At 39.4% G+C, this 25,953-nt stretch carries 18 protein-coding genes; 9 read left to right on the top strand and 9 right to left on the bottom strand.

Features of this window, described 5'->3' with window-relative positions; genetic code table 11:
• Window positions 1–17 precede the first annotated feature (17 nt).
• The 4 genes from Q0R88_RS19135 to Q0R88_RS19120 all read left to right on the top strand — a co-directional run bounded on the left by Q0R88_RS19135 (window position 18) and on the right by Q0R88_RS19120 (window position 6,667).
• Window positions 18–1,610: a RagB/SusD family nutrient uptake outer membrane protein gene (locus tag Q0R88_RS19135; RefSeq protein ID WP_295719236.1), complete on the top strand. Its 1,593-nt coding sequence runs from the start codon at window positions 18–20 to the stop codon at window positions 1,608–1,610.
• Between the two features lie 83 nt (window positions 1,611–1,693).
• Window positions 1,694–3,220 carry a glycosyl hydrolase family 28 protein gene (locus Q0R88_RS19130; protein ID WP_295719235.1) on the top strand — a complete coding sequence of 509 codons (1,527 nt, stop codon included), beginning with the start codon at window positions 1,694–1,696 and terminating at the stop codon, window positions 3,218–3,220.
• Window positions 3,221–3,273: 53 nt separating this feature from the next.
• Complete coding sequence (locus Q0R88_RS19125; protein WP_295719233.1) at window positions 3,274–5,484, top strand: alpha-N-acetylglucosaminidase; 2,211 nt, start codon at window positions 3,274–3,276, stop codon at window positions 5,482–5,484.
• Window positions 5,485–5,491: 7 nt separating this feature from the next.
• Window positions 5,492–6,667: a DUF5009 domain-containing protein gene (locus tag Q0R88_RS19120; RefSeq protein WP_295719232.1), complete on the top strand. Its 1,176-nt coding sequence runs from the start codon at window positions 5,492–5,494 to the stop codon at window positions 6,665–6,667.
• An 18-nt stretch (window positions 6,668–6,685) separates the two neighbouring features.
• On the opposite strand, the gene Q0R88_RS19115 is transcribed toward Q0R88_RS19120, so the two are convergent.
• Entirely contained in the window at window positions 6,686–7,723 is a 1,038-nt protein-coding gene (locus Q0R88_RS19115; RefSeq protein ID WP_295719229.1) for an LLM class flavin-dependent oxidoreductase, read from the bottom strand.
• Window positions 7,724–7,989: 266 nt separating this feature from the next.
• Between Q0R88_RS19115 and Q0R88_RS19110 the strand changes: the two genes are divergently transcribed.
• From Q0R88_RS19110 to Q0R88_RS19090, 5 genes are all read left to right on the top strand, one after another.
• Window positions 7,990–10,872 carry a hypothetical protein gene (locus Q0R88_RS19110; protein WP_295719227.1) on the top strand — a complete coding sequence of 961 codons (2,883 nt, stop codon included), beginning with the start codon at window positions 7,990–7,992 and terminating at the stop codon, window positions 10,870–10,872.
• Window positions 10,873–10,987: 115 nt separating this feature from the next.
• Entirely contained in the window at window positions 10,988–12,010 is a 1,023-nt protein-coding gene (locus Q0R88_RS19105; protein ID WP_295719225.1) for an SDR family NAD(P)-dependent oxidoreductase, read from the top strand.
• A gap of 82 nt (window positions 12,011–12,092) precedes the next feature.
• On the top strand, window positions 12,093–12,926 hold the full coding sequence (locus Q0R88_RS19100; RefSeq protein ID WP_295719224.1) for an AraC family transcriptional regulator: 834 nt from the start codon (window positions 12,093–12,095) through the stop codon (window positions 12,924–12,926).
• 228 nt (window positions 12,927–13,154) lie between these two features.
• Window positions 13,155–15,539: a PAS domain S-box protein gene (locus tag Q0R88_RS19095; RefSeq protein ID WP_295719223.1), complete on the top strand. Its 2,385-nt coding sequence runs from the start codon at window positions 13,155–13,157 to the stop codon at window positions 15,537–15,539.
• A 489-nt stretch (window positions 15,540–16,028) separates the two neighbouring features.
• Complete coding sequence (locus Q0R88_RS19090; RefSeq protein WP_295719221.1) at window positions 16,029–16,853, top strand: SGNH/GDSL hydrolase family protein; 825 nt, start codon at window positions 16,029–16,031, stop codon at window positions 16,851–16,853.
• A gap of 144 nt (window positions 16,854–16,997) precedes the next feature.
• Here Q0R88_RS19090 and Q0R88_RS19085 read toward each other — a convergent pair whose 3' ends face one another.
• The 8 genes from Q0R88_RS19085 to Q0R88_RS19050 form a co-directional block, all read right to left on the bottom strand.
• Window positions 16,998–17,786, bottom strand: coding sequence for a glycosyltransferase (locus Q0R88_RS19085; protein ID WP_295719218.1), 789 nt, complete (start codon window positions 17,784–17,786; stop codon window positions 16,998–17,000).
• 90 nt (window positions 17,787–17,876) lie between these two features.
• On the bottom strand, window positions 17,877–18,257 hold the full coding sequence (locus tag Q0R88_RS19080) for a glycosyltransferase (RefSeq protein ID WP_295719216.1): 381 nt from the start codon (window positions 18,255–18,257) through the stop codon (window positions 17,877–17,879).
• A 907-nt stretch (window positions 18,258–19,164) separates the two neighbouring features.
• Window positions 19,165–19,668: a D-glycero-beta-D-manno-heptose 1-phosphate adenylyltransferase gene (gene rfaE2 / locus Q0R88_RS19075; RefSeq protein ID WP_295719214.1), complete on the bottom strand. Its 504-nt coding sequence runs from the start codon at window positions 19,666–19,668 to the stop codon at window positions 19,165–19,167.
• A gap of 3 nt (window positions 19,669–19,671) precedes the next feature.
• Complete coding sequence (locus tag Q0R88_RS19070) at window positions 19,672–20,091, bottom strand: response regulator (protein ID WP_295719213.1); 420 nt, start codon at window positions 20,089–20,091, stop codon at window positions 19,672–19,674.
• 825 nt (window positions 20,092–20,916) lie between these two features.
• Window positions 20,917–22,212 carry a WcaI family glycosyltransferase gene (locus Q0R88_RS19065; protein WP_295719210.1) on the bottom strand — a complete coding sequence of 432 codons (1,296 nt, stop codon included), beginning with the start codon at window positions 22,210–22,212 and terminating at the stop codon, window positions 20,917–20,919.
• A 69-nt stretch (window positions 22,213–22,281) separates the two neighbouring features.
• Entirely contained in the window at window positions 22,282–23,166 is an 885-nt protein-coding gene (locus Q0R88_RS19060) for a class I SAM-dependent methyltransferase (RefSeq protein WP_295719209.1), read from the bottom strand.
• 199 nt (window positions 23,167–23,365) lie between these two features.
• The gene (locus Q0R88_RS19055; protein WP_295719207.1) at window positions 23,366–24,241 is read right to left on the bottom strand and encodes a glycosyltransferase family 2 protein; all 876 of its coding nucleotides are present in this window, start codon (window positions 24,239–24,241) and stop codon (window positions 23,366–23,368) included.
• Window positions 24,242–24,244: 3 nt separating this feature from the next.
• Window positions 24,245–25,951 carry a GMC oxidoreductase gene (locus tag Q0R88_RS19050; RefSeq protein ID WP_295719205.1) on the bottom strand — a complete coding sequence of 569 codons (1,707 nt, stop codon included), beginning with the start codon at window positions 25,949–25,951 and terminating at the stop codon, window positions 24,245–24,247.
• Window positions 25,952–25,953: the final 2 nt, after the last annotated feature.

Genomic DNA, 25,953 nt, shown 5'->3' with positions numbered 1-25,953 from the left:
CATTAACCTAACAAGAGATGAACAATTTAAAAAGATATATAAAACCGGGCCTTGTTGCCTTGGTTATGGCGGCAATTTACCTTTCGGGTTGTACAAAATTAGATATAACTCCTAAATCGGCGCTTACTCCCTCTATTTTTCCAACTACTCCTGCGCAGTACGTAGCTGCTACAGGGCCTATTTATACCTCGTTTCGGGGGGCGCCGGGCAGGCAGTACTGGTTATTACAAAATTTAAGTACCGATGAAAATGTGCTGGTAGCGCGTGGCGGTAACTGGCTTGACGGTGGTACCTATTCAACCGTGAACCTGCATACAGTAACACCTGATAACGGTATGACAGAAACCTGCTGGCAGTGGGGTTACGGAACAATAAGTTTATGTAACCAGGTATTATCATTATTTGATGCTACACCTGCAAGCGATGCCAAAAAACAAACCCTTGCCGAAATTAAAACCATGCGGGCATTGTCTTATTTTTACCTGATGGACCTTTTCGGAAATGTGCCTATCAGCAAAAAGTTTGGTGATACCACCAACCTGGGCACCCAGCCAAGGGCAACCGTGTTTGCTTTTATCGAAAGCGAACTACTTGCACAAATTCCTGATCTGAGTGCTACTGCAGGAGTTACAACGTATGGCAGGCCAACCAAAGGTTTAGCGTATGCAATCCTTGCAAAAATGTATCTTAATGCACAATACTACATTGGCACGCCAAGATATCAGGACGCGGTTACCATGTGCGATAATATTATAAAAGGTGGCCAGTATTCTTTAGACGCCGATTATTTGGGCATGTTTAAACCTAACAACGGTCCGCAGATTAAGGATTTTATATTTGCCGTACCTTATGATGGCGTTCAGGCGCAGGGACAATACTATGCCCGCTGGACAATTAACCCTAATTTGAAAAATAAGTATAAAATGCCTTATACTCCGGATGGTCCGGTTTATACCTACAAAGAGTATTATGCTTTGTTTAACGATGCAAATGACATTCGCAAAAAACAATACCTTGTTGGTAAACAATACAATAATGATGGTACGCCAATAAATATTACTACTACAAATATTGGCCTTGATGCAAGTTATAGCGGCCCTAACCCAAATGCAACTGTTGTACACCAACTGGAGTTTACGCCTGATATTGTTTGGAAAAATAACGCAACTTTTGATATTGGTAATGATGAGCTTGCCAACGAAGAAGGTTACAGGAACAACAAATTTTATCCAGACAGCTTAAACACAGATCGTAATCAGGGCAATGATGTGCCGATGTTCAGGTATGCCGATGTGCTGCTGGAGAAAGCTGAAGCCATTTTAAGAGGAGCCACTGCAACCAACGGCGATTCGCCGTTATCATTGGTCAACCAGGTAAGGGCGCGTGCCAAAGCATCGCCATTGGCTGCTGTAACCTTACAGGATATTTTAGATGAGCGCGGCAGGGAACTGGCTATGGAAATGTGGCGCCGTAATGATATGATACGCTTTGGACAGTTTGAAAAATCCTGGGGCATTAAAACAGATGCTAACCCCGCCAAGCGGATTTTTCCAATACCAAGACCCGAAATGCAGTTAAACCCCAAGCTGACACAAAACCCTGGGTACTAACAGCCAATATTTTAATCCCCCAGTCTTGTAAAGATTGGGGGATTAATCTTATTATTAGCTTTGAAAATTCCACTATTCAAAAGATGAGATCAATATTATTTATTATTTTTTCGGTACTGCTGGTTAATTCGGCAGAAGCAAAAAGCGGCATTATCAATATTAAGAAGGTTGGTGCTGTAGCGGATGGTAAAACAGATAATGCGGTTTATATCCAAAAAGCGATTGATATGGCCGGTAAGGCCGGCGGGGGTACAGTATTGATACCAGCAGGTACTTTTATTACAGGAGTTATTCATTTAAAATCAAATGTCGAGCTGCGCTTAGCCCCGGGAGCAGTATTGATGGCATCGGCAAAACGAATAGTATACGGCCCTGGCAAGGCTTCTCCATTAATTTGTGCCGAAGGACAGCAAAACGTATCAATTACCGGCAAAGGGATTATAGATGGCAATGGTGATGAATTATTAAAGGATATCTATAAAATGCTAAAAAATGGCACTTTAAAAGATTCCGAGTGGCAAACTTATAATGATTGGCACCAGATGCGCCCTCAGGAAGATAACCGGCCCAAGTTAATCTTTTTCGAAAAATGTAATAAGGTAACTATTAAGAACATTACTATTAAAAATGGATTGTGCTGGATACAGGATTACAGAAGCTGTACCAACATGGTTGTTGATAGCATCCGCGTTGTTAGTAACACGTTTTTAAATAACGATGGAATTGATCTTGTTGATTGTAAAAATGTAAAGCTTACCAATAGTTTTTTCAATGTTGCAGATGATGGGATTTGCCTTAAATCGTCAGATCCTCTTGGGGCCTGCGAAAATATATATATAGCCAACTGTAAAATTCGCTCAAGCGCGAGCGCTCTTAAGATGGGTACAGCATCATTTGGCGGCTTTAAGAAAATAACCGTTCGTGGCATCTATGTGTATGATACTTTCCGGTCTGCCATCGCCATTGAATCTGTAGATGGGGCTGTAATTGAGGATATTGATATACGTAATGTAACCGCAAAAAATACGGGGAATGCCATATTCATCCGCCTGGGTAAACGCAACAAGAAAAGCCCTCCGGGTAAAATTAGTAATGTATTTATAGCAAATGTTAAAGTTGAAGTGCCTGCTGGAAAACCGGATGCAGGATATCATATGGAAGGGCCGGCCGAGTTGTTTCCTCACAATATATTTCCATCCTCTATTATGGGTTTGCCAGGTTATAATGTAACCAATGTAACCCTTGAAAATATTGATATCAGCTATAAAGGCATTGCAAAAAAGAGTATAGCTTATTTCAATGCAGATTCCCTGATCAAAGTACCGGAGAAAAGCGGCGATTACCCTGAGTTTTCGATGTTTGGAGAACTGCCTGCTTCTGCCTTTTATGTAAGGCATGCCGAAGGTATCACATTTAAAAATATGCGGATAAATCATGTCGGCGAAGATTTCAGGAGCCCATTTATTTTTGATGATGTAGATAAGCTAAATCTTAGTAAAATAAATGTGATCAACTCAAAGGAGGTTCCTGTGATTATTTTAAACAACGTAAAACACCCTTCACTAAACGACCGGTTTATGACCGAGGCTAAAAATACACTTATAAAATAACCTGGCTTAAGGTTATATAATGATGCATTGGCCCCCAATAATCGCCTACCACCATGAAAAAAATATACAAGCTTAAATATTTACTTGTTGCCTTTATTTGCTGTATTTCAGCAAAAACAAAAGCACAGCTAAATGTTAATTCATCTTATGCGCTCATCAGCAGAGTGGTTCCTGCACATGCTAAAATGTTTGTGGTTGAGGCATTGGATAACAATAATTCAAAAGATGCTTTTGAGGTTGAAGGAGCAAAAGGAAAAATAATTTTACGGGGTAATAATGGCGTTGCCATAGCATCGGCATTATATTACTATTTAAACGAATACGGCCATTGCCAGGTAACCTGGAATGGTACCAATCTGAATTTACCTCAACAACTCCCCATTCCTGATCATAAAACAAGAAGAAACAGCCCTTATGATTATCGCTACTATTTAAACTATTGCACCTACAGCTACAGCATGAGTTGGTGGGACTGGAAAAGATGGGAGAAAGAGATAGACTGGATGGCAATGCACGGTATCAACATGCCACTTGCTATTACCGGCCAGGAATATGTTTGGAACAAGGTTTACACAGACTTGGGCTTTAGCGGAGCCGATATGCAGAACTTTTTTAGCGGACCGGCTTACTTTGGCTGGTTTTATATGGGCAATATAGATAAATGGGGAGGCCCGTTACCGCAAAGTTGGATAAATAGCCATAAAGACCTGCAGTTAAAGATATTGAAAAGAGAAAGAGAATTGGGTATAAAACCGGTATTGCCCGCATTTACAGGGCATGTACCTGCCTCATTTAAAACAAGGTTTCCGCAGGCAAAGCTTAAAAAAACTAACTGGAAAAACGGATTTGAGGACACCTATATACTGGATGCTAAAGATTCCCTTTTTGCAGAAATTGGTAAGCGGTTTATTGAAGAACAAACCAGGATATATGGAACAGATCACCTTTACTCTGCAGATACGTTTAACGAAAACGAGCCGCCTTCCAGTGATCCTGCTTTCTTGTCAGAATTAAGCGCGAGGGTTTATGATGGGATGAAAGGCGCCGATCCTAAGGCCGTTTGGGTTATGCAGGGCTGGTTGTTTTTTAGCGACAAGGAGTTTTGGCATGATGAACAGATAAAAGCTTTGCTGAGTGCTGTGCCCAATGAGCACATGATCATCCTGGATTTGAATACTGATTTTGAACCGATATGGAAGCGTACCAATGCTTTCTATGGCAAACCATGGATCTGGAATATGCTTCATAATTACGGTGGTAATATCAGCTTATTTGGCAGGATGGATGCCGTAGCAAAACAACCTGCTACAGCCTTGCATGATCCGCAATCCGGTAAAATGGTGGGGATAGGTTTAACAATGGAAGCAATTGAGCAAACGCCGGTTTTATACGAGTTAATGATGCAAAATACCTGGCAGGATGTACCCGTTAATCTTGACGAGTGGTTGCCCGGGTATATTTATAATCGTTATGGTGTGCAGAGCGCTGATGCGCTGGAGGCCTGGAAGGTATTGAGAGGAACGGTGTTTAATGGAAAGGATATTCGGGATGGTGCGGAATCAATCATTACCGGTCGGTCTACGCTTGATTCTGCTGCAGTTTGGACCCGCACAAAATTAAATTACCGCCGTGCAGATCTGCTTCCCGCCTGGGATAAATTGATTTCAGCCGCGCCGGTTTGCCAAAATAGCAGTGGTTTTAATTACGATCTGGTAGACCTGACACGCCAGGTATTGGCAAATTACGCCAGGCCCTTGCAGGTTAAATGGCTTAAAGCATACCAGGATAAAGACATCGGCGCATTTAATAAAGCGGCTGCTGATTATTTGGAGTTGATTACTGATATGGATAAACTATTAGCAACCCGAAAAGATTTTTTGTTAGGGCCATGGATAGCAGATGCCAGAAGCTGGGGTACAAACCCCGAAGAAAAAAAGCTTTATGAACGTAACGCCCGCAACCTGATCACGCTTTGGGGGGATAAAAATAGCCCATTGCATGAGTATTCCTGCCGGCAATGGAGTGGTTTACTGAATGATTTTTACAAAGTGAGGTGGCAGAAATTTTTTGAAGTGCTTAATAAATCAATAAGTACTAAAAAAGAACCTGATCTTAAAGCGTTTGATAAAGCGATAAGTGAATGGGAATGGAGCTGGGTTAATACAAGTAAAAGCTATCCTGTTCAGACTGCTGGGAATAGCGTAGTTACGGCGGAATTGCTGTATAAAAAGTATCGGAAAGCAATGGCCGAAGATTTAAAATAAGAATATCATGAACAGGAACGTTGAACCTGGTAAAATAGTTAATAAATTGAAGCCGGCCCGCTTAATGTCGCTTGATGCCTTACGGGGTTTTGATATGTTTTGGATCATGAGCGGCGAAGGAATTGTTCATGCCCTGGCAAAAGCAACCGGATGGCCGCTGTTTATATGGATGTCTGGCCAGTTGCACCATACGGTGTGGAATGGCATAACTTTTTATGACATGATTTTTCCCCTGTTTTTATTCATAGCGGGCATTTCTATGCCTTATTCTATGAAAAATAAAATCAACCAACATGGGGTCAATGATATCCTGCTTTTACCCTCCAAAGTAAAATGGGGGATTTATAAATCCATGTTTAGACGCACTATAATTCTGATTTTTTTGGGTATGGTGGTCAATGGTCTTTTAAAATTTAACGGATATGAAAATATTCGCTTTGCAAGCGTACTGGGCAGGATAGGTCTTGCCTGGTTTTTTGCCGGCTTGATCTATTTGAATTTTAATTTGAGGGGGCAGATTATTTGGTTCGGTGTTTTATTACTGGGTTATTGGGCGGCTATGACCCTCATTCCTGTTCCTGGTTATGGAGCAGGGGTATTAACGATGAATGGCAGCCTGGAGTCATATATCGATCGTTTACTACTACCCGGCAGGCTTCATGATAAAGTTCATGATCCCGAAGGAATTTTATCAACTATCCCCGCCATTGGAACGGCGCTAATGGGGATATTCACGGGGCAGTTTTTAGAACAAGAATCTCCTGACTGGCCAATGTGGAAAAAGGGAGTGGCTCTTTTTTTTATGGGATTGGCCTGTATAGCTTTGGGTTTATTATGGCAAACAGTTTTCCCGATCAACAAGCGGCTTTGGACAAGTTCCTTTGTTTTATATGTAGGGGGATGGAGCCTTATTCTTCTTTCGGTATTTTATTTGGTGATTGATGTTGCAGGGTATCGTAAATGGGCGTTTCCGTTTGTAATTATTGGCCTAAACTCCATACTCATTTATCTGGCATCAGAGGGGATGGTTGATTTTCAGCATACAGCGAACTATTTATTAGGCGGCCTGGTGAAAATGGCTCCTGAAAAATGGCGTGCGGTATGGTCGGCATCGGCCATCACTTGTACGCAAATAGGTTTGCTATACTTTTTATATCGATCTAAATTATTTTTGAAAATTTAGATCGATATAATGGGTACATCATTCCTTCATTCCACTTTTAACTAAGGGAATCACCTTGGTTCCTATCAACTCAATGGCACTCATTAACTTTTCATGAGATAGCCCGGCATTATCCATCTGGAATGTAAACCTCGAAATCCCACCCAGCGCTTCGCTGTGCCGCAATATTTTTTCCGCAACCTGTTCCTGGCCACCTACAACCAAAACACCTTTCGGGCTAATCAATCCGTCAAACTGCGGCCTCGTTACCGGTGGCCAGCCACGTTGCCTGCCCAGTTTGGTCCAAAGTTCCGCGTAGCCTGGGTAATATTCGGCAATTGCTTGATCCGTGCTGGCTCCTACATAGCCCGGCGAGTGTAAACCCACTTTCAATTGCTCGGGTTTAAACCCGGCCCGCGCGCCGGCTTCCCTGTACAGATCTATCAGCGGGCGGAAACGATGGGTTTCGCCACCGATAATAGCCACCATTAATGGTAAACCCAGGGTTCCCGCCCTGGCAAAAGATGCAGGTGTGCCACCAACGCCAAGCCATACGGGCAATTGCGGTTGTAGCGACCGCGGATAAACGGGCAGGTTATCAAGTGCCGGCCGAAACTTACCCGTCCAGGTCACAAACTCATTGTCGCGGATCTTTAATAGCAGGTCCAGCTTTTCTTTAAAAAGCGCGTCATAATCATCAAGGTCAAAACCAAAGAGGGGATAGGCTTCGATAGAAGAACCGCGGCCAACAACCAACTCTGCCCTGCCTTTAGAAATGAGATCCAGCGTTGCAAAACTTTGATATACTCTTACCGGATCAGCAGCGCTTAAAACCGACACCGCGCTGGTTAATTTTATCCTGCTGGTTTTTGCTGCCGCTGCTGCGAGGATAACGGCGGTTGCCGAGTCCAGAAACTCTTTTTTATGATGTTCGCCGATGCCAAAAACATCCAAGCCAACCTCGTCCGCAAATGTTATCCTTTGCAGCAATTGCTCCATAGCGTCAACACTGCTCAACCTGTTGCTTTCGTTTGTGCCATACATTGCGGAAGCAAAACTGTCTATTCCTATTTCCATTATTTTAGTATTTAATTGGCATTGCCTTTTTATCGTATTTCAACCTTGCAGCCTTACCTATACCCTAAAGTAAGTTAATAGTGCTAAGTAACAAAAACAATAATAAAATGGACAAGGCCTTAGTAGCAGGAGCGAGGGCCCCCTTGAGATCAACAGTAACAGCCACACAACGTTCTTTTTTTAAATGTGGATTTTTGAAATTAATTATTGATTTTCTTGCTTATCTTATTCATTATCAATAGCTTTATTAAACCAAACCTCTTGTCATGAAATCATTCTTCACAAAGCTCCTTCACTGGATTACGCCAAATTTCAGGTTGCTGTTTTTGCTTTTTACTGCCGGGCTTTTTATAACCGCCACACTTACTCAAAAGGATAAGTACCTGGTAATTACAGCGCATGCGCCAAAGGCGATCTTGTCCTGGGAAACCAATTTAAACAATTCGGACAGGGATAAAATGTTGAAGGAATGGGGTATAACCTACAAAAACTTACTCGTATATAAAAATACCGATACACCAAGGGTAGTGAAGGTAACCGGGCTTAAAACGGTGATTGCCCAAAATCAAGCCGACTATGCCTTTATTATATTTTATGTTGGCTTTTTACTGTTGTTAATTTCCCGTTTAATTCGGGTAGAAGGTTACAGCCCCAGGTTTAATTGGCTATTTATCGCTTTAGCGCTTTTTACTGTTTTAGGTGGCATTCTTGACTATATAGAGAATTTTGGAACGTCCAAAATAGTCCATCTGTATATGGCAAACCCCAAAAATCCATTACCTGATGCAAGTATAGTTGGGTATCCATCCCGCTTAAAATGGATATTACTTATAGCAGTAGTGGCAGTTATTGTTTGGCAGTCTATTATTCTCGATCTCGCTTTGTTGTGGCTCGGAATGATCACCGGTTTTCTTAAAAAAGGCACGCAACTATTTTGGCGTTGGAGGGTGATGCTCTTTACCTTACTGATTGTGTTTGCATTGCTTTATATCAGCGATCAGGGACAGGATCTGTTACTTTCTTTAAATGCCGAAAAATTGGGCGTATACCTGTTCTTGTTTTCTACATCCATTATCGCTTTGTTATGCTGGTATTTACCTAAAATTCTTGAGTATGACGGAGTAATGAATTATGCTCAATTCTTTTTTAAATCAGTCGATTTTAAGGTAGATCCGCAAACCCACAAAAGGCCAAAGGCCGAAGTAGATTTGAGCCGCCTGCTTGGTGCAGCCGGTTTTCTTATTCCGGCGGTAGGGATTTTCAAAGTTATGGACAATTACCACATGGACTATTGGTTTTCGGGTATACCTCCTTTGGCTATATTCCTGTTGATGTTAATTGTGTACAGGATTATTTTAGAGCATCATTGGATAGATGGTTTTTATAAGAATATTAACGGCGAGATTAACTGGATAAAATATGGTATAACCATAATAGTATTGTTCATTCCGATGGTTATTTGGGGGATGGATAAAAACAATACACAACCTTATGCCATTGTTCACCTCGCTTTAGACTTAATCATATTATCAATTCTTTTTTTAATCACAACCACCTTGCGCACCTGCAGTGGTATTATTAAAAAATGGCCAATTGCACCTTTTATCACCTTAACCGGCCTGGCTTGCCTGGCGTTCTTTATCGCCTGTAATTTTCCGTCATTCCTGGCCAGATTTATTTACAGCTCAAGGTTTTATACCATGCCCTTTGTGTTTTTTGCGGTAGCCGGCTACTTGTTATTCTTTACCTATTTGCTGTTTATCGGAAAAAAAACGGGCGTTACCTGGATAACCATTTTATTGGTTATCACTTTTATTGGTGCTTCAAGCTCTGTAACAAATTACCATGGTATAGCAGTTTTAACAGATACAACTCATTGCAAAACTAAAAATGGAGTTGATACATCCTGCGTGAAAACAGCCGACTCCTTAAATACTTATGCCGAAAAGTGGCTGCGTGGAAGAGAACAGGAAATAGACAATTATTATAAACAGTATAAAAAGAGTTATCCTGTTTATTTTGTGAACGCGCATGGCGGGGGAGTCCGCGCAGCGGTTTGGACAACCATGGTAATAGGCACACTGGATAAAGAGATGCGGGCCGATACCGGGAAATTCAATAAATTGGGTTTTCAGCATTACGCATTTTCCTATTCCGGCGCTTCGGGTGGCACTGTTGGGTTAATGTTGTTGGATGCGTCAAGACATGCACACCTAAAAGACCTTGCTAATGACCAGTTTTTTTATCCACACAATTCATGGTCCTTATATGGTACAGATAATTTAACATCAGATATTATTGCCTTGTTGGGCCGCGATATGGTTTATTCCAGTTTTGGATTATCGGGCATACCCGATAGGGCAAGGCTAATGGAAATGGACTGGGAACAAAATGCTTTACATCGTAACATCGATTTAAAACTACCATTTATGTCTATGTGGTATGATAGTAAAACGGAGCTTCCCTTACTGTTTTCAAATACTTATGATATCCCATCCGGGAATAAAGGAATTATAGCCCCGGTGTTGTTAAATTCAAAAGACTTTCCGTCGGCTATATTTCTGGAACAGGAAATTCCAGGGAGGGGGGATATGCGCGTAAGTACCGCAGGATTTTTAAGTGCCAGGTTTCCTTATGTAAGCCCCACAGCCAAATTGAACAATAACAGGCACTTTACAGATGGAGGTACTATTGAAAATTCAGGCGGTGAAACCTCCCTGCAAGTGATAAAAGTGTTTGAGAGCGTACGGGCAAAATTGATAGCCGACAATCACCCTATACTCAAAAATATAAGCATCAATATCTTGGCGCTACCTAACAGTATCGCCGGTATAGAATCTCCTGTATACGATAAAAATTTTTATGAACCACTCGGGCCGCCATTGGGCGCACTTAACGTTGGAAGTGCAAATAGTGTTAGGGCAGAGTTAATCAACTGCCGGTTGCCAACAAAAAACAATGGATATACGTATGTAAGTTTTCAGCCTTCGGCCTATAAATTTAATGGAAAACCATTCTGGCCCGTGCTTCCCTTAGGATGGCAGATATCGAATGCCGCCCTTGAAGCTCTGGAGCATAGTGCAACCATGCCTTCGTCAAAATTGGATACCATATTTAAAAGGTTTGGAGTGAAAAGGATCAAGCATTAGATTTTCAACTTCATCCTCCACTCAAAAATTGACGTTTTAAACAAAGTAGATTGACGTTTTAAACAAAGTGACTTCATGGTGGTATGGTTAATTTTGTCTTATAAAAAATTAAAGGATGAAATTAACAGACAATTACAACGGGGCTTTACAGCAACCTATTAATTCCGGGTTTGGCGCAACATCCACCGTGCATGATGTTATAAAAGGAATTGATCTTAATGGTAAAACAGCTATCGTAACCGGCGGATATGCTGGTATAGGATTGGAAACAGTGAAAGCTTTTGTAGCTGCGGGTGCTCAAGTAGTTGTACCGGCCCGGGATATCCATAAAGCTGCCGGCAACTTAAAGGGCGTGAATAATGTGACGATTGAGGAGATGGACCTTATGGATCCGGAATCTATAAATGCTTTTGCAGAAAAGTTTCTTTCTACAAATGATGCCCTTCATATCCTTGTTAATAATGCTGGCATTATGTGGGTGCCATTGCAACGTGATAGCCGGGGTTATGAGTCGCAGCTTTCTACCAACCATTTGGGGCATTTTCAACTAACGGCAAAACTTTGGCCGGCGTTAAAAAAAGCAAATGGTGCCCGGGTGATTAATGTATCCTCATACGGGCACCAAATGGCGCCCTTCAATTTTGATGACCCCAATTTCACCAACCGGGAGTACGAAACATTACAAGGTTATGGACAATCCAAAACAGCCAATAATCTTTTCACGGTTGAACTGGACTATCGTGGCAAAGCTTTTGGCGTACGGGCTTTTTCCTTACATCCCGGATCGATAATTGGTACCGATCTTGGGCGTGTTGCTCCTATGGCTTTATTTCAGCAAATGGGCACTCATGATGCCAACGGAAATATCTTTCCTGAAGTAGCAGTTAAACTCAAAAATGTTGCGCAGGGGGCAGCCACGTCTGTTTGGTGTGCTACCAGTGCACAGTTAAATGACATTGGCGGTGTATACTGCGAGAACGTAGATATAGCTGAACTGGATGAAGGGAATATTGAACATAATTATGATGATCCTTTATCCTTGAGAGGGGTAAAGCCATATTCGGTTGATGCCGAAAACGCGAAAAAACTATGGTCATTATCCGAAGAATTGACTGCTATGTTATTTCCCGCGAATTGATATGCACTGATCATGCAGATTTGTTTAACGAGCCGAATACATTATTCGGCTCGTTTTATTTTGTAAATTTACTGTTGAATCAATGGAGTTTGAAACAAAATATATTACTGCCGATATTAAGCTTTCGGAGTTTAATGGCAAGGCCTTCAAAACAGAGGTGATGTTTGAGCATCATATGCTGGTTTGGTTCATTTCGGGCGAAACAAAGATTATACAGGCTGATGCAACCTTTATTTTCAATGCAGGTGATGTTTTTCTTATTCCCCGTAACCAATTGGCTACTGTTATCAATTATCCAAAAGATGGGCACCCGCACAAGGCTGTTGCCATGCATCTTACCAAAGAGAGGTTAACGGACTTTTACGCCAGGCATAAGGCGATTGGCAAGGTACAGCCGCTTAAAAAAGTATATAGGTTTTCAAAGCATCCATTGTTGGAAAGTTGCCTTGCATCGCTGATCCCTTATTTCGACCTGGGCGAAAACCTCCCTTCAGATATAGCCGCGATTAAAATTGAAGAAGCTATCAGCATATTAAGAACAATTGATAAAAGTGTGGACGGTTTGCTCGCTAATTTCGAAGAACCAGGTAAAATAAACCTCACCGATTTTATGGAGCGCCATTACATGTTCAACATGACATTAGATAGATTCGGGTACCTTACCGGCCGCAGCCTGGCAACTTTCCGGAGGGATTTTAAAAAGGCTTTTAATACAACACCACAAAAATGGCTGACAGAAAAGCGGCTGGAACTGGCGCATTACCACATAGCAGAAAAGCAACGCAAACCCATTGATGTTTATGTTGAAGCAGGCTTTGAAAATCTTTCCCATTTTTCATACGCGTTTAAAAGGCACTTTGGGTATCCACCCAATACCTTGCTTAATAAAATAACATCATTAAATAAAACTTTCTGATTAACAGTTTGTTAAAATGGTAGATCGATTTTTAGATATGGTCTTGTAAAATGAAAACCCACGTTGTCGCATTAACGCCAGTTGCGGAAAGTTTTATCAATGAACAAGCAGTTGCGGAATAAAACTACCGGATTTTAGTTTTAAATTACCGGGGAAATGTATTGGCCGTTTTTTTGAATTTTTAGTTACTCAATACAACAAATTGGAATATTGCTTGTTGCGTTTATCATGTCAGAATCTCATCCGATATTTTTGCCCATCCCTTTGGTAGGAAACAAGGGGGAGTATACCAATAATTATTTGGCAAATATTTTATATAATGAATTGCCTGTCGCTGTTTATACTTGCGACAGTTTGGGCTATATTACCTCATACAATATAGCCGCAGAAAAACTTTGGGGCAGAAAGCCTGAAATTGGTAAAGATCTTTGGTGTGGTTCCTGGAAAATATATTATTTAAACGGGAAGCCTATGCCGCTTCATTTGTGTCCGATGGCCCGGACGCTTAAAGAGGGCGTTGCCATTGAAGGCGAAGAGATCATAGTAGAACGGCCTGATGGTACAAGAGTTAAAGTAAAACCATGCCCGGCCCCTGTTTTTAATGAAGCGGGCATTTTAACGGGTGCTATAAATACCCTGATTGATGTAACACGATTAACCGAAGGAGAAGAAAAACAGGCTATGCTTGCCGCTATCGTCAACTCTTCTGATGATACCATTATCAGTAAAACATTGGATGGTATCATTACCAGCTGGAACCCGGCGGCGGAAAGAATGTTTGGTTTTACGGCAAATGAAGCCGTTGGTAAGCATATTTCACTGATCATTCCTCCTTCCCGTATCAAAGAGGAAGAATTTATTATCGGACAAATAACCAAAGGAAATAAATTAGATCATTTTGAAACTATTCGTGTAGCGAAGGACGGCCATGAAATTCCAATCTCCATAACGGTCTCGCCGATAATAGGGAGTCGCGGCAAGGTTATTGGCGCCTCAAAAATTGCACGTGATATAACGGAAAGAAAAAAAGCTGAAGAAAAACAGTCTATTCTGGCTTCAATTATTGATACTTCTGATGATACTATTTTGAGTAAAACATTGGGAGGGATCATCACCAGCTGGAACCGGGCGGCCGAAAAAATGTTTGGTTATACAGAAGCTGAGGTGTTAGGTAAACATATATCCCTAATAATACCGCCAGTCCGCATGGGCGAAGAGGAATTTATTATCGGGGAAATTATCAAGGGAAACAGAGTTGATCACTTCCAAACCATCCGGATTGCAAAGGATGGCCATGAGGTCCCCATTTCACTATCAATATCTCCAATAACAGACAGCACCGGAAAAATCATTGGTGCTTCTAAAATTGCCCGTGACATCAGCGAACAGCAGGCTGGTCATGAGGCCACGCGGACCTATACCAAACGTTTGGAGGTCATTAATACGATAATAGAAACCATTTCGGAAGAACTGGACCTAAATAAGATCATACAAAAAGTAACCGACGCAACAACGGAGTTAACCGGTGCGAAATTTGGTGCGTTCTTTTATAATACCGTTGATGCGAAAGGCGAATCAATGATGTTATACACACTTTCGGGTGCGCCTAAGGAAGCTTTTGAAAAATTTAGCATGCCCCGCAATACAGCCGTTTTCAATCCAACTTTCTCTGGGCATGGTGTTGTAAGATCAGATGATATTACCAAAGATCCCCGTTACGGGAAGAATACCCCTTATCATGGTATGCCTGAAGGGCATTTGCCCGTTGTTAGTTATTTGGCGGTGCCGGTTATTTCCAGGGGAGGGGCTGTTATAGGCGGTTTGTTTTTTGGACATCCGGAGGCCGGGAAATTTACAAAAGAACATGAAAATCTTGTATCGTCTATCGCAGCGCAGGCTGCCATTGGTATAGATAATGCCAAATTATACGAGGAAGCTAAGGTTTTGAATGATAAAAAAGATGAGTTTATTGGTTTAGCCAGCCACGAATTAAAAACGCCGTTAACAAGCATAAGCGCATATTTGCAAATTCTCCATCGTTTAGAAACCAATGAAAACAGCAAGAGGTTTGTGGATAAGACAATGCACCAGGTAAAGAAACTTATAACCCTGGTAAATGACCTGCTGGATGTATCTAAAATTGAAGCAGGAAAAATGCAGCTGGCCACAGAAAAATTTGAGATAAAAACTGTTGTGGAGAATGCCATTGAGCTGATACAACAATCCAATATCAATTACCAGATCATATTGGAAAGTAAAGTTCATGGTTTAAAAATAAATGGAGATCCTCATCGGATTGAGCAGGTACTCATTAATCTGCTGACCAATGCCATCAAATACTCACCAAAAGCAAATAAGGTGGAAGTATTTCTGAGCAATACAAAAGATCAGGTAACAATTGGTGTAAAGGATTACGGATTGGGTATTGCCGCAGATAAACTTTCGCAAATATTCTCCAGGTTTTTCAGGATTGAAGGTAATGACCCTGGTATATCAGGATTGGGCATAGGACTATATTTAACTAGCCAAATAGTCGACAGGCACAACGGTAAAATATGGGCTGAAAGTGAACTTGGGAAAGGTAGTACTTTTTGGGTTACGCTTCCTATTTAGAGGACGTGAGCTGAGAATATTATGAAAATGATTACAAGGGGCGGGCATGTTGAATGTCTGCCCTTTGTTGTTGTATGGTAAGCCGGTGATCCTTATATTTTGCACACCACGACTGTCGCAATCAGTGCGATCATGACGGTGAAGAACCAGAAAGTTGTGTTATTTTTCATAATCTAATTTACCTGTTTAAGAGAGGATTATGGTCAGGATTGTGTCAAACCCTTACTGTGATTTCTATTTTCATTTCTTGGGGATGATTGAAAGGAAGTAAGTATTCACCGGCGGACTTAGTTTTCGGACAAACGGGGCAGCGGAACTCTGGGATCCGGTTACCGGAATTTACAGAGCCGGTGACGATTCAACATAGAAATATAAAGTAACTTTATAGCTTTGAATTAGAGACCCATGAACAATGGTTTTACAGCTAATTTATACAGTTAGTAAATAAAAGTAGATCGATAACCACCCTATCAAATAACAGTACCCAATATGAAAATAAAACTAATACTTGCATCCATTTTATTGTGCTTTACGTCGTTTAAACCGGTTGAAACTACATGGACTGCCATTGGTGATTCGATTACTTACCTCAATGACCACCTGGACGAAACTGGAAACAGGGTGACCAAAGGGTATTTGACCGGGGTAGTAGAGCAACTGCCAAATATCAAATACATTAATCAGGGGCATAATGGTTGGACAGCCATTGGAATAGCTAAAGAAATTGACAACCTGGGGCTCAAAAAAACAGATGTTTATTCGGTTTTACTGGGCACAAATGATTGGTGGGCTGGCTTGCCATTAGGTAATCTTGATGATTATAAAAATAATACAGGACTTAATACCGTATGCGGCGCTTATCGTATCATCATCAATAAAATAAGGTCGTTAAATCCTGATGCCAAAGTTATACTCATTACGCCATTGCAGCGAGGCGATTTTATTTACATAGCCGACAGTCATAATAACGCCACCGGATCATATAACCCCAAAAATGGTCAGGAACTTTCGCAATTTGCCGCGGCGATGAAGGAAATAGGCAGCTATGAGCACTTTAAAGTTGTAGACCTCTATAATAAAAGCGGTATTAGAATAAGTAACGTGGTGGAATTTAAAAGGCTGAAAGATCCCTTGACAGGAAATTATAAAAATTACAAATATCCTGATTATAAAGGGATCACTTTTAATCCGTCGACAGATGAATATCCTTATCCCCCTGAGGCGATTAATTATACCTACGATGGTCTGCATCCGTCTGATAAGGGAAATAAAAAAATTGCCGATATGTTATCTAAAAAGATAATGGAAAACTAATCTGAATAGTTTCAATAGATTGGATTCGCGCCCGGATGCTTAACTCATCAGAGCTTTAGTTTGTTTCTGGTTTTAATCGCATCTGGTCATACTTCAGGATTGCCGATAACTACTCAGATCGGATGTTTCGCGAGGCTTTGATATTTATAGTTTTTGGAAAAAGCTGCAAATCTCATGGCATGCTTTTACTGTTCCATTTTCACCATTTATTTCCCCGGCAATTTGTTTTGCCGTAAGTGTATAATTGGGGTTTTTCAAGAGTAGAAGGAGTTGTTGTTGCAGATTTTTAACGGTTAGATTTTCCCTATAAATAACTTCTCCCATGCCCAATCTTTTAATCCGGAATACATTATCTGGTTGATCATGGCTAAAGGGTATTCCTAACATTGGTTTTCCTGCCCGCATAACTTGAGCTACTGTTCCAATACCACCCTGATTGACTATTACAGAACATTTGCCAAACGCTTGATTAAATGGAATATAGTCGCCAACATAAACGTTTGAATCAAGACCTGAAGGGATATTTACATTATTATTCCCTTTTAAGATAACTGCACGGGTATTTATACTTTTTAGGGCTTCAAAGCAGATTTCGTAAAAGTCTTCTGCTGTTTGTACTGCTGCCGTTCCCAATGTAAATAATATGGGCTGCTCACCTTCGTTAAGGAATGACTCAAGGCCAGGATTAACTGAAGAATTATCATAAAAACAAAAGCCGGTAATGATATTATTTTGTGGCCAATCCGGTTGTTTTTTGGCAATAACAGATGAAAACAGGGAGAGTGTTAAATAAGGCGAGTGCAATTGTTCGAAAACCGGATCTCGGCCTTTAGGAAGTTTCAATTGTTTTCTAAAGGTATCAACAGGTTTGCCCCAGGATTTAACTACTTGCTTTGTTATATTGATAAACAATTTATTTGCTCCTCTGCCCAATTGAGGTAAATATTGAAAAATGGGCGAAATCGGAAATACGGGTGGATCATATGATGATAAATAAATATTGGGCGATAGCGCACAGGATATTCACGGCATTTTTAACTTTTCCGCCACGATTGGCCCGGCATAGCAAATAGAATGTGTGATTAATAAATCTGCGGTTGATGCTATGGAAAATAAATCTTCATAGCTTTCTTCAATATGCCCGTAAATTACTTCTTTGATTATAAATTCACCGCCTCGTTTTAAATCCATCGCTTTTTTTGCGATTTCTTCATTATTAATATAGTTAGAAAACAATGGCCTCACTAAATGAAAAGATAACCCGTTTTTTTCAACCGTGTCTTTATAAATATCGCTTGTAGCAATTATTACGTCGAATCCGAGTTCTTTTAATTCTAATCCAATGGACAGGTAGGGGTTAAGATCCCCTAATGAACCAAAAGTGTAAATTACTATTCTCGACATATTAGATATATTATAGGCAAAGGTATTTATTTAAAATCGAGCATTCTAAACACCTAATATATATAATATATCAACGCATTTTTCACATATCACCATTCAAAAAGCTACTTTCAATAATTTTCAGATATGCGCATACATTGCGGTTACTCGGGAGATGCCCAGCTCCCCAAGTCTATGCATATTTCTCTCCAAACTTACTCTTCATATCGCCTACAACCTGTTTAACTCCTTGCTCCTGATCTCTGTTACTACAAAAAAATCCCGATCATTATAAATAACCGGGACTAAATTATTAATGATATAAAACTAAAGCCCAAAGCATAAATACCATTGCTTCGGGAATAAAAGGGGCATAATAAAACAATAAATTTTAAGCCCGGAACAACTCTTCGATGCTATCTTTCGATGTTTGATTAATTTTTTCCATGCGGTATAAACATGAATATCAAAATCATAATTGGTATAATTACAACGAAGAATACATTTCTAAGTTGTATCGTATCGGCGTTACCGAGGATAACTGCTTTAAAAGATTTTGCCAAAGTTTTCATTTTATTTAATTAGTTTAAGTTTTAATATTAAAAAAAGTAGAGGGGGCAACTGCCAATTACAATTGAAACGAAATAGGTTCTATTAATTATCGTTATTGAACTTTGCTGTTAGTATTCACAGATTATGTTGGTTAGTACCAGCATTTGAGGTTTTTATGTATGCTAAGCTTGCGACGCCATATTAATCGCGGCAGGGTTAAAGGGACTGTATTCAATTCCTCATAAGTATCTTCAGTCATTTATAGCTTAAGGAAGAAATTATAAAAAAAGGGGTAATCTGGGATTTGTTGTTAAAAAAGATTGATACCCTGGCTAAGCAGGTTTGTTCTTATTAGGGCGCATCTATCATTAATCTTTTATAAAGTCTGTTCTTTTATTTTTTCAATTATTGAGGTTGATGAATATCCTTCTACCAAATCAATTGTTTTAACCTCTCCGCCATTTGCAATTACTACTTCGGCGCCTACTATATTTTCAATTGAATAATCAGCGCCTTTAACCAATATATCGGGCATTAATGTGCTGATTAAATTAAGAGGCGTGCTTTCATCAAATATTACCACCGCATCCACAAAAAATAGGGCGGCTAATAAAGCCGCACGGTTATTTTGATCATTTATTGGCCTGTCATTTCCTTTAATAAGTTTTACTGATATATCTGCATTAAGCCCTATAACCAATTTATGACCTAATTCTGCAGACTTAGCCAGGTAAGTGATGTGGCCAATGTGTAGAAGATCAAACACACCGTTGGTGAAGACAACTTTTTTACCTTCGCCCTGCCAATATTTTATTTGTTTTTTGAGCGGGGTAATTTGGCTTATTTTATCAAGTAATGTTTTTTCAATGCCAATTTTCATATTCTAAATATTGTTTTTGCCAGAAGTTGGTTGGTAACCTTCAAATATTTTTTTTAGGGCCATGGTAGTCATCGGTTTAATTATATAATCTTTAACAAAAGTATATTTCCTGGATTGTGATATTTCGTTTGGGTCAATTGATGAAGAGATGACATATACCAGTATTGATTTGCTGAATTTTTTATGTGCTTTTTCAAAATGTTCTAAAAAATCCCAACCATTCATGATCGGCATATGCAAGTCAAGAAATATAATATCGGGTAGTTCATCGGCATTATCCTTATTTTTGTCTAAAAAATCAAGGATCGTAAAGCCATTATCACTATGTTTTATCTTATCAAGATCCAGAGAGATATATAGTTTCAGCATTCTATTCACGATAAAATGCTGAATCGGTTCATCATCTATGATTATTAAATTCACATAATTTAGGTTAGTTAGGTTTAATTATTGAACTATTGGTATTGGTTTTTAATTACGTAACCTAATTCCTTTAACACTCTTTCCTTCTGGAACAAGGTAATATCAGATGGCACTATATCATGGACCAGCATTTTTTGATCATACCTGGCCGGTAGTACCTGTAATTAGGGCAATTTTTTTTCACAGTGATTTGATTTAGATTTAATGAATTATAGGTTTTTGACGAAGCGGGTTGCCTATCAAAATGAAATTTGGTTTAGTACCGGGATTTTAAATAATATAAAATTTAAGCGGGGAGTAAGGGTGTAACTTATAAAGTTATACCAATACAATAGATGCAACCAACCGAATGTGGTATTAAAATTAAGGCGTAATTAAGTTATAGTTTTCAACCCCATAATGGTGATAATGGAGTAGTTTAAACCGGGAATTACCTGACTTTCTCGATATGCAGGAGGTTTTTTGGTCTGGAAAAAGAAATTTCAGACTCACTAAACAAGTAGTTTGAAGAAGAGTATTCATAAATCTTAACATCAGTTAAGGATACTGTTATAACATTCTTGCTTTCCGTAAATGATACTACTGAACCATAAAAAGTAAGGTCACGCTCTATGTCTGTCACATAGATTTTGCCATCGATGGGTGAAGTCATTACAGAAGAACCATTAAATGAAAAATACGGATACCGTTCCACTTTTTGTTTTTTTCTGTATACGTACCATCCAGCCAATGGTTATACTTTTTATTACATATTTTAATTTTTTTTCTGATGCTTTTTTTGATTTCTATATATGCTTACAAAACACGTAGCTAAAATTTATAAAATCACTTTAATTCCAGGTACTCAAGCGATTGGCGATCTTTTTCATTGACCTTTATTGGTCGGTCCTCTAAAATGCCGAGGATCTTTTTAAGTATGCTATTTTTATTTAAATGGTTCTCGGCATATATTCGTCCATTTGATTTCACAAGGGAGTTATCAAGTGTACAACATGATAGAATTGCATTTTCAAGTGATCTTAAATTTTCTGATGGTATAACTACACCCATCCTGTTATCATTTATAATTTCAAATAAATTTGTTCCCGGTTCGGCTGTAACTAAAGCCAGCCCGCCTACTGCTAATATGGTTGTTAATTTTGATGGCATAACCAAATCGCTTGCGCTCTTTTTTTGAAGAACCAGGTGTATATCAGCCATGTTTAAAAAATTATTGAACATATCGGGTTCTTGTAAAGGCACAAAATGTACATTATGGAGTTTCATTTCCCGGGCACTTTCTATAAGTTTTTCCTTATAAGGCCCGGTACCGCAAATTACAAACTTTATAAAGCCCGATGATTCAAGTTGTTTGGCAACTTGAAGTATACCATCCAATCCCTGTTTTTCACCAATACTGCCCGAGTATAATACTATCTTATCTTTTGGATTAAAGCCCCACAGTATTTTCAGTTCGGCGTTATCATATAAGGGACAATAAGTGGCTGTATCAACCCAATTAGGGAAAAATAGTATTTCCTTATCTATTTTGTTTGATACTTTTTTTAACATCCCGGCAGATATGGTGCTTACAAAATTTACTCTTTGCATAATTTGTTTTTCAAGTGCAAAAAGAGCTTTGAATGCCGCCTTTGATTTAAGTATTTCCAGATCGCGGGCTGCTTCTATCTGTAAGTCCTGGATATGATAAATTATTTCACCTCCTTTAAAAAAACGATATATCAGCGCCAGAAAACCTAAATGAAAGGGGGGAGCAATGCAAAAAATATAATCTTTTTTTGGCTTAAATAACAGGTAAATAATCATTATCAACGACGATAGAAAGAAACTAAATTCCTGAATAAGTCGTTTTAAGCCACTTGGCTGTTCGGGAACGTACATGGGGCATCGGTAAATATGTAATTTACCGTTCTTTAACGTCTCTCTTTTATAAAATCGGTTTTTATAGGGCTTTTGTATTTTCCAGTATGGATAATATGGAAAAGCGGTCACTGTAGTACAATAAAAATTGTTTTCAATAAGCCAATCAACCATTTCACCTGTGTATTTCCCTATGCCGGTAAGTTCTGGTGAAAAATTAATTCCTATTATAAGCACACTTTTTTCTTCTGGGGCCAACATGTCTAATAATTTTAAAAGTGTTATTGGGTATTATGATATTGTTTATTTTGTTTGGGAAAACAGGTGAAATCACGCTGATTTTTTTGCGAGGCACATCAAAGAGAGCGCGCTTGCATTGGCATATGGATTTCTTCCGGAAAGTAAGTTGCCTAATTGGTATTTAAGTTCAGGCAAACCTTTTTTTCCAGCTAATACTTCCTCACCAAGTTCATGGTTATGCGGGAAAACGCTTACATGAAAACCAAGCGGTTCAAGTGTATCAGAAAACAGAGCGTTGGAAACGCCATGCCCTGGTTTGTGATGAATTTCGCAGGCCAATCCCCAAAATTGCTGGCTCTGCGTTTTATGAAAGCCTCGACCGGTGATCCTGTATATTAATTTTCTGCTATTCCATAATAGTTTAGCTATACCCTGGTAATCCCATGCACTTAATTGCGGGTCATGGTCTGTAATTAATATTCCACCGGGTTTTACTAAACGTGCTGCCTCTGCCAAAACAGCACCCATGTTTTCGCAATGGTGCAGCGCGGCGTTTAAGGTAACCACATCAGCAAATCCGGATATAAAGGGTAGGGAAGTGGCATCAGCCAGAACGCTGGTGTATCCCAGGTCATTGGCTAATTCAAGTGATTTTGGCGCAACATCAATACCGATTAAAAGCTTTGGTTTACCTTTTAATGTTGCATAAATATTCCCCGGTCCACAACCAATATCTACAACAATTTTATCATCCCAACTCCCTATGGCGGCCAACCATCTTCTTTTAAATGAATCGCTCCGGTGGCAGTAGGTTAAATATTCTTCGGCCCACTCAGGCTCATTAAAATAATATGCATTGGCTTTTATTGCCTCTGATATTTTATCAATAGTAAATTCAATGTATTTATCATGGTGTGTATAATTTGCACCTGCTTTTAAAAAAGAAGTAATTGGTAAAACCTGGTACGCTTTCATAATTTTAATTGGATTAGGTTTATAAACTGAATTTATTTTTTGTAACTCTTTCTATAGCTGTTGCGTATAATGGTGTAGATTATTTACAAATCCCGGGGCGAGTCTTAGATGTGTAAATGGCTTTAAAAAAACTGGATGACGTGTAATACTTGGATAGATAACAGCAAAAAAATAGGTTATGCTTTACTTTAAAGGAGGCTTATTTAAGTTCCAGCTTTATTGAAATTTCTTCTTTTTGAATTGGAGGGATAGCTTTTATCTTATCTTGTCGTTTCAATAAAACCTCTCTCATTTTTATTGTAATCATGTGTTCATAAAAAGAGAGGTTTACGCAATATATTAATCCGGGTAAGCCTTCAATAAAACCTAAGTTGAAGACATAAGCCTGTATAAATCTTAGCAATGGCCAACCGGGCACTTTACTGAGCCATGATTTAAGTGCCGGGTTACGCGAACTGCCATGCTTGCTGAAAATGTTTTTAAATGGCGGCTGATTATCCAAACGGGCAATAGCTTCCAGTGTTGAATAGCGATTGTGACGTTCTATCCAATGCGACCATCCTTTTGAAAAACCAAAATGAAGATATGGCTCTTTTAAATATTCAACTTTGCCAATTACCTCATCTTCTTTTTGGCCATGACCAAAATCGGTATAGTTTACCCTGCCTTTTCTTATAAGTCTTAATTGCCATTTAGGAAAGTTATCTGAGTTTTTAAGCCATTTCCCTTCAAGCATCATTTTCCAGCAGCAATAGAAGCCCGCAATATCATCACCAGCGTTGTTGATAGCGGTAAGGACCGCTTTTTTAAATTCGCTGGTGGCCACTTCATCCGCATCTAAAAAAAGTATCCAATCATATTTGATTTTAATATTTTCAAGTGCAAAGTTTCGCTGTTTTCCAAAACTCTCAAATGCGTTAACTGACAACTTTGCTCCGTATGATTTTGCAATTTCACAGGTCTTGTCTGTGCTTAATGAATCAAGAACATGTATATCATCTGTCCATGTTAATGATTTTAAGCATATAGGAAGGTCAGTTTCCTCATTTTTTGTTAGAATTATTACTGATACCATTTTTTATAAAATTGAATCAAAGGATATTTTAAAATTTTCTTTTTTAGGAATATTAAGATTTGTAGGAAGACTGGTTAAGTGCTGAGCCAGTCGTGCAGCAAAAGCCCCTAAAATAAAAGTGGGATTAGCCTGGCCTGATGTTGGAAAAACAGAACTGCTACATACATATATGTTATTAGTACCCCATACTTTTAAATTTTTGTCAACAACACCCATATCCGGCGAATCGGCAATTCTTGTAGTTCCGGACTGGTGAAGACCATCTTTTGACATTTTTTTAATGGCCCCAGGTAAATCCTCTTTACTAAACCAATAACTTAGTTCGCCGCAATTGCAATCCTTTAACCATTTATCAAGTGCCTCGTGTAGTTTTATTACCGAGTCAACATCGGCATCTGTAGGCGAGTAGTTTATAATTAAGCTTTCACCATCTGATCCAAGTTTCATATAGTTGCCTGCAAAAGGGATCTGCTCTGCGTGAAAATGAAGTGCATATGTGTTTTGCGGACTATACAGAAATATCCCCGGTAGTTTTCGCTTAAGGCAATATCTTTTATAAAATATGGATGCCGGTTTTAAAAGTGAGTTTGGCAATCCTCGTACTATATTACCTAAATGTGCAGGTACCTTGTTTACTTTGCCTTTGGTGATGGAATGCGCGATAGCCGGAGGCGCTAATTTTTTGCCCAGTACCGGCGTTATCATTGCCATGTACATGAATGACATTGCCCCGCTTTTATGTTTAGGGTCAAAATATAAAGGGTTATCAAGCCAGATAGCTGTATTTAATAAATTGTTTTCTTTTAGAAACGCTGTATCAAATTGAAAGCGACGCCTGGTATATGAACCATCAGTATCTCTTGAAAATGAATAATCGGTTTTTTTAGGATCGCCCGAAAAGCGTACAGAAGCGATTTTTCCGGATATATGCCCCTGGTAATATTTACCCAAAGCAAAAGGCGGGGCTCCTAATTGTTTAAATAATTGACTGTTACGTAATAGTATACGAGTGCTTTCCTGTGCTCCGGCTGCAAGTATAAATCTGCCTGCAATTATCTTTTTTAGTTTTTGTGTTTCAACTTCCCTAATTATTAAAAAAGAGATGTTATTGTTTTCATCAGGTTCGGCAAAGTCCCTTGCTTCAAAGCCTTGTAAAACCGTTAAGTTTTTTTGCGCTTCAATATCGGCGCTATAACGTTTTCCAAACCGGGTTGGCATACTGTAACGTTCCAGTACAGCATCTGTAACTATACCCTGTTTAAAACCATCGGCAATTGGTTTATGATTTAGGTTTGATGAGCCAGGAAAGGTAAACTCTGGTTTGCCGCATTCAAAATATTTAGCGGCAACAGGTACATGAACCTTAACTTCTTCAAATATGGTTTCGTCCCAGGTGCAGTTGCCGTTTAAAATAGGCCGGTCAATAAAATCAATGTCATCATACATAACACACCTGCCGCCCCAGGTGGCTGATGTGCCTCCTAAGCCTTTGTTTGTGCACTCGGATGGAATATGATGGTTTTGCTGATTTTTAACGTGTATTGATTTATCGAGATTGTTTTCACCAGATTGTTGTGGGGAGCCATATTCAACTAATAGAACACTTTTTTGTGGGTTTAGGCGAGCGTACTCTAACGCGACAATTATACCGGCGGGGCCGCTCCCTAAAATACAGATATCATAATCTGGCAGAAGATTGTTTGCGTTCATAC

Source organism: Mucilaginibacter sp. (assembly GCF_025362475.1).
Taxonomy (GTDB): Bacteria; Bacteroidota; Bacteroidia; order Sphingobacteriales; family Sphingobacteriaceae; genus Mucilaginibacter.
This window is presented reverse-complemented; position numbering and strand designations above follow the sequence as displayed.

What these genes read in the sequence shown, in the direction of transcription:
- Q0R88_RS19110 (WP_295719227.1), top strand. Translation starts at nt 7,990, where the DNA reads ATGAAATCATTCTTCACAAAGCTCCTTCACTGGATTACGCCAAATTTC.
- Q0R88_RS19105 (WP_295719225.1), top strand. Translation starts at nt 10,988, where the DNA reads ATGAAATTAACAGACAATTACAACGGGGCTTTACAGCAACCTATTAAT.
- Q0R88_RS19055 (WP_295719207.1), bottom strand. Translation starts at nt 24,241, where the DNA reads ATGGTATCAGTAATAATTCTAACAAAAAATGAGGAAACTGACCTTCCT.
- Q0R88_RS19125 (WP_295719233.1), top strand. Translation starts at nt 3,274, where the DNA reads ATGAAAAAAATATACAAGCTTAAATATTTACTTGTTGCCTTTATTTGC.
- Q0R88_RS19060 (WP_295719209.1), bottom strand. Translation starts at nt 23,166, where the DNA reads ATGAAAGCGTACCAGGTTTTACCAATTACTTCTTTTTTAAAAGCAGGT.
- Q0R88_RS19080 (WP_295719216.1), bottom strand. Translation starts at nt 18,257, where the DNA reads ATGTCGAGAATAGTAATTTACACTTTTGGTTCATTAGGGGATCTTAAC.
- Q0R88_RS19065 (WP_295719210.1), bottom strand. Translation starts at nt 22,212, where the DNA reads ATGTTGGCCCCAGAAGAAAAAAGTGTGCTTATAATAGGAATTAATTTT.
- Q0R88_RS19100 (WP_295719224.1), top strand. Translation starts at nt 12,093, where the DNA reads ATGGAGTTTGAAACAAAATATATTACTGCCGATATTAAGCTTTCGGAG.
- Q0R88_RS19120 (WP_295719232.1), top strand. Translation starts at nt 5,492, where the DNA reads ATGAACAGGAACGTTGAACCTGGTAAAATAGTTAATAAATTGAAGCCG.
- rfaE2 (WP_295719214.1), bottom strand. Translation starts at nt 19,668, where the DNA reads ATGAAAATTGGCATTGAAAAAACATTACTTGATAAAATAAGCCAAATT.
- Q0R88_RS19090 (WP_295719221.1), top strand. Translation starts at nt 16,029, where the DNA reads ATGAAAATAAAACTAATACTTGCATCCATTTTATTGTGCTTTACGTCG.
- Q0R88_RS19095 (WP_295719223.1), top strand. Translation starts at nt 13,155, where the DNA reads ATGTCAGAATCTCATCCGATATTTTTGCCCATCCCTTTGGTAGGAAAC.
- Q0R88_RS19135 (WP_295719236.1), top strand. Translation starts at nt 18, where the DNA reads ATGAACAATTTAAAAAGATATATAAAACCGGGCCTTGTTGCCTTGGTT.
- Q0R88_RS19115 (WP_295719229.1), bottom strand. Translation starts at nt 7,723, where the DNA reads ATGGAAATAGGAATAGACAGTTTTGCTTCCGCAATGTATGGCACAAAC.
- Q0R88_RS19130 (WP_295719235.1), top strand. Translation starts at nt 1,694, where the DNA reads ATGAGATCAATATTATTTATTATTTTTTCGGTACTGCTGGTTAATTCG.
- Q0R88_RS19050 (WP_295719205.1), bottom strand. Translation starts at nt 25,951, where the DNA reads ATGAACGCAAACAATCTTCTGCCAGATTATGATATCTGTATTTTAGGG.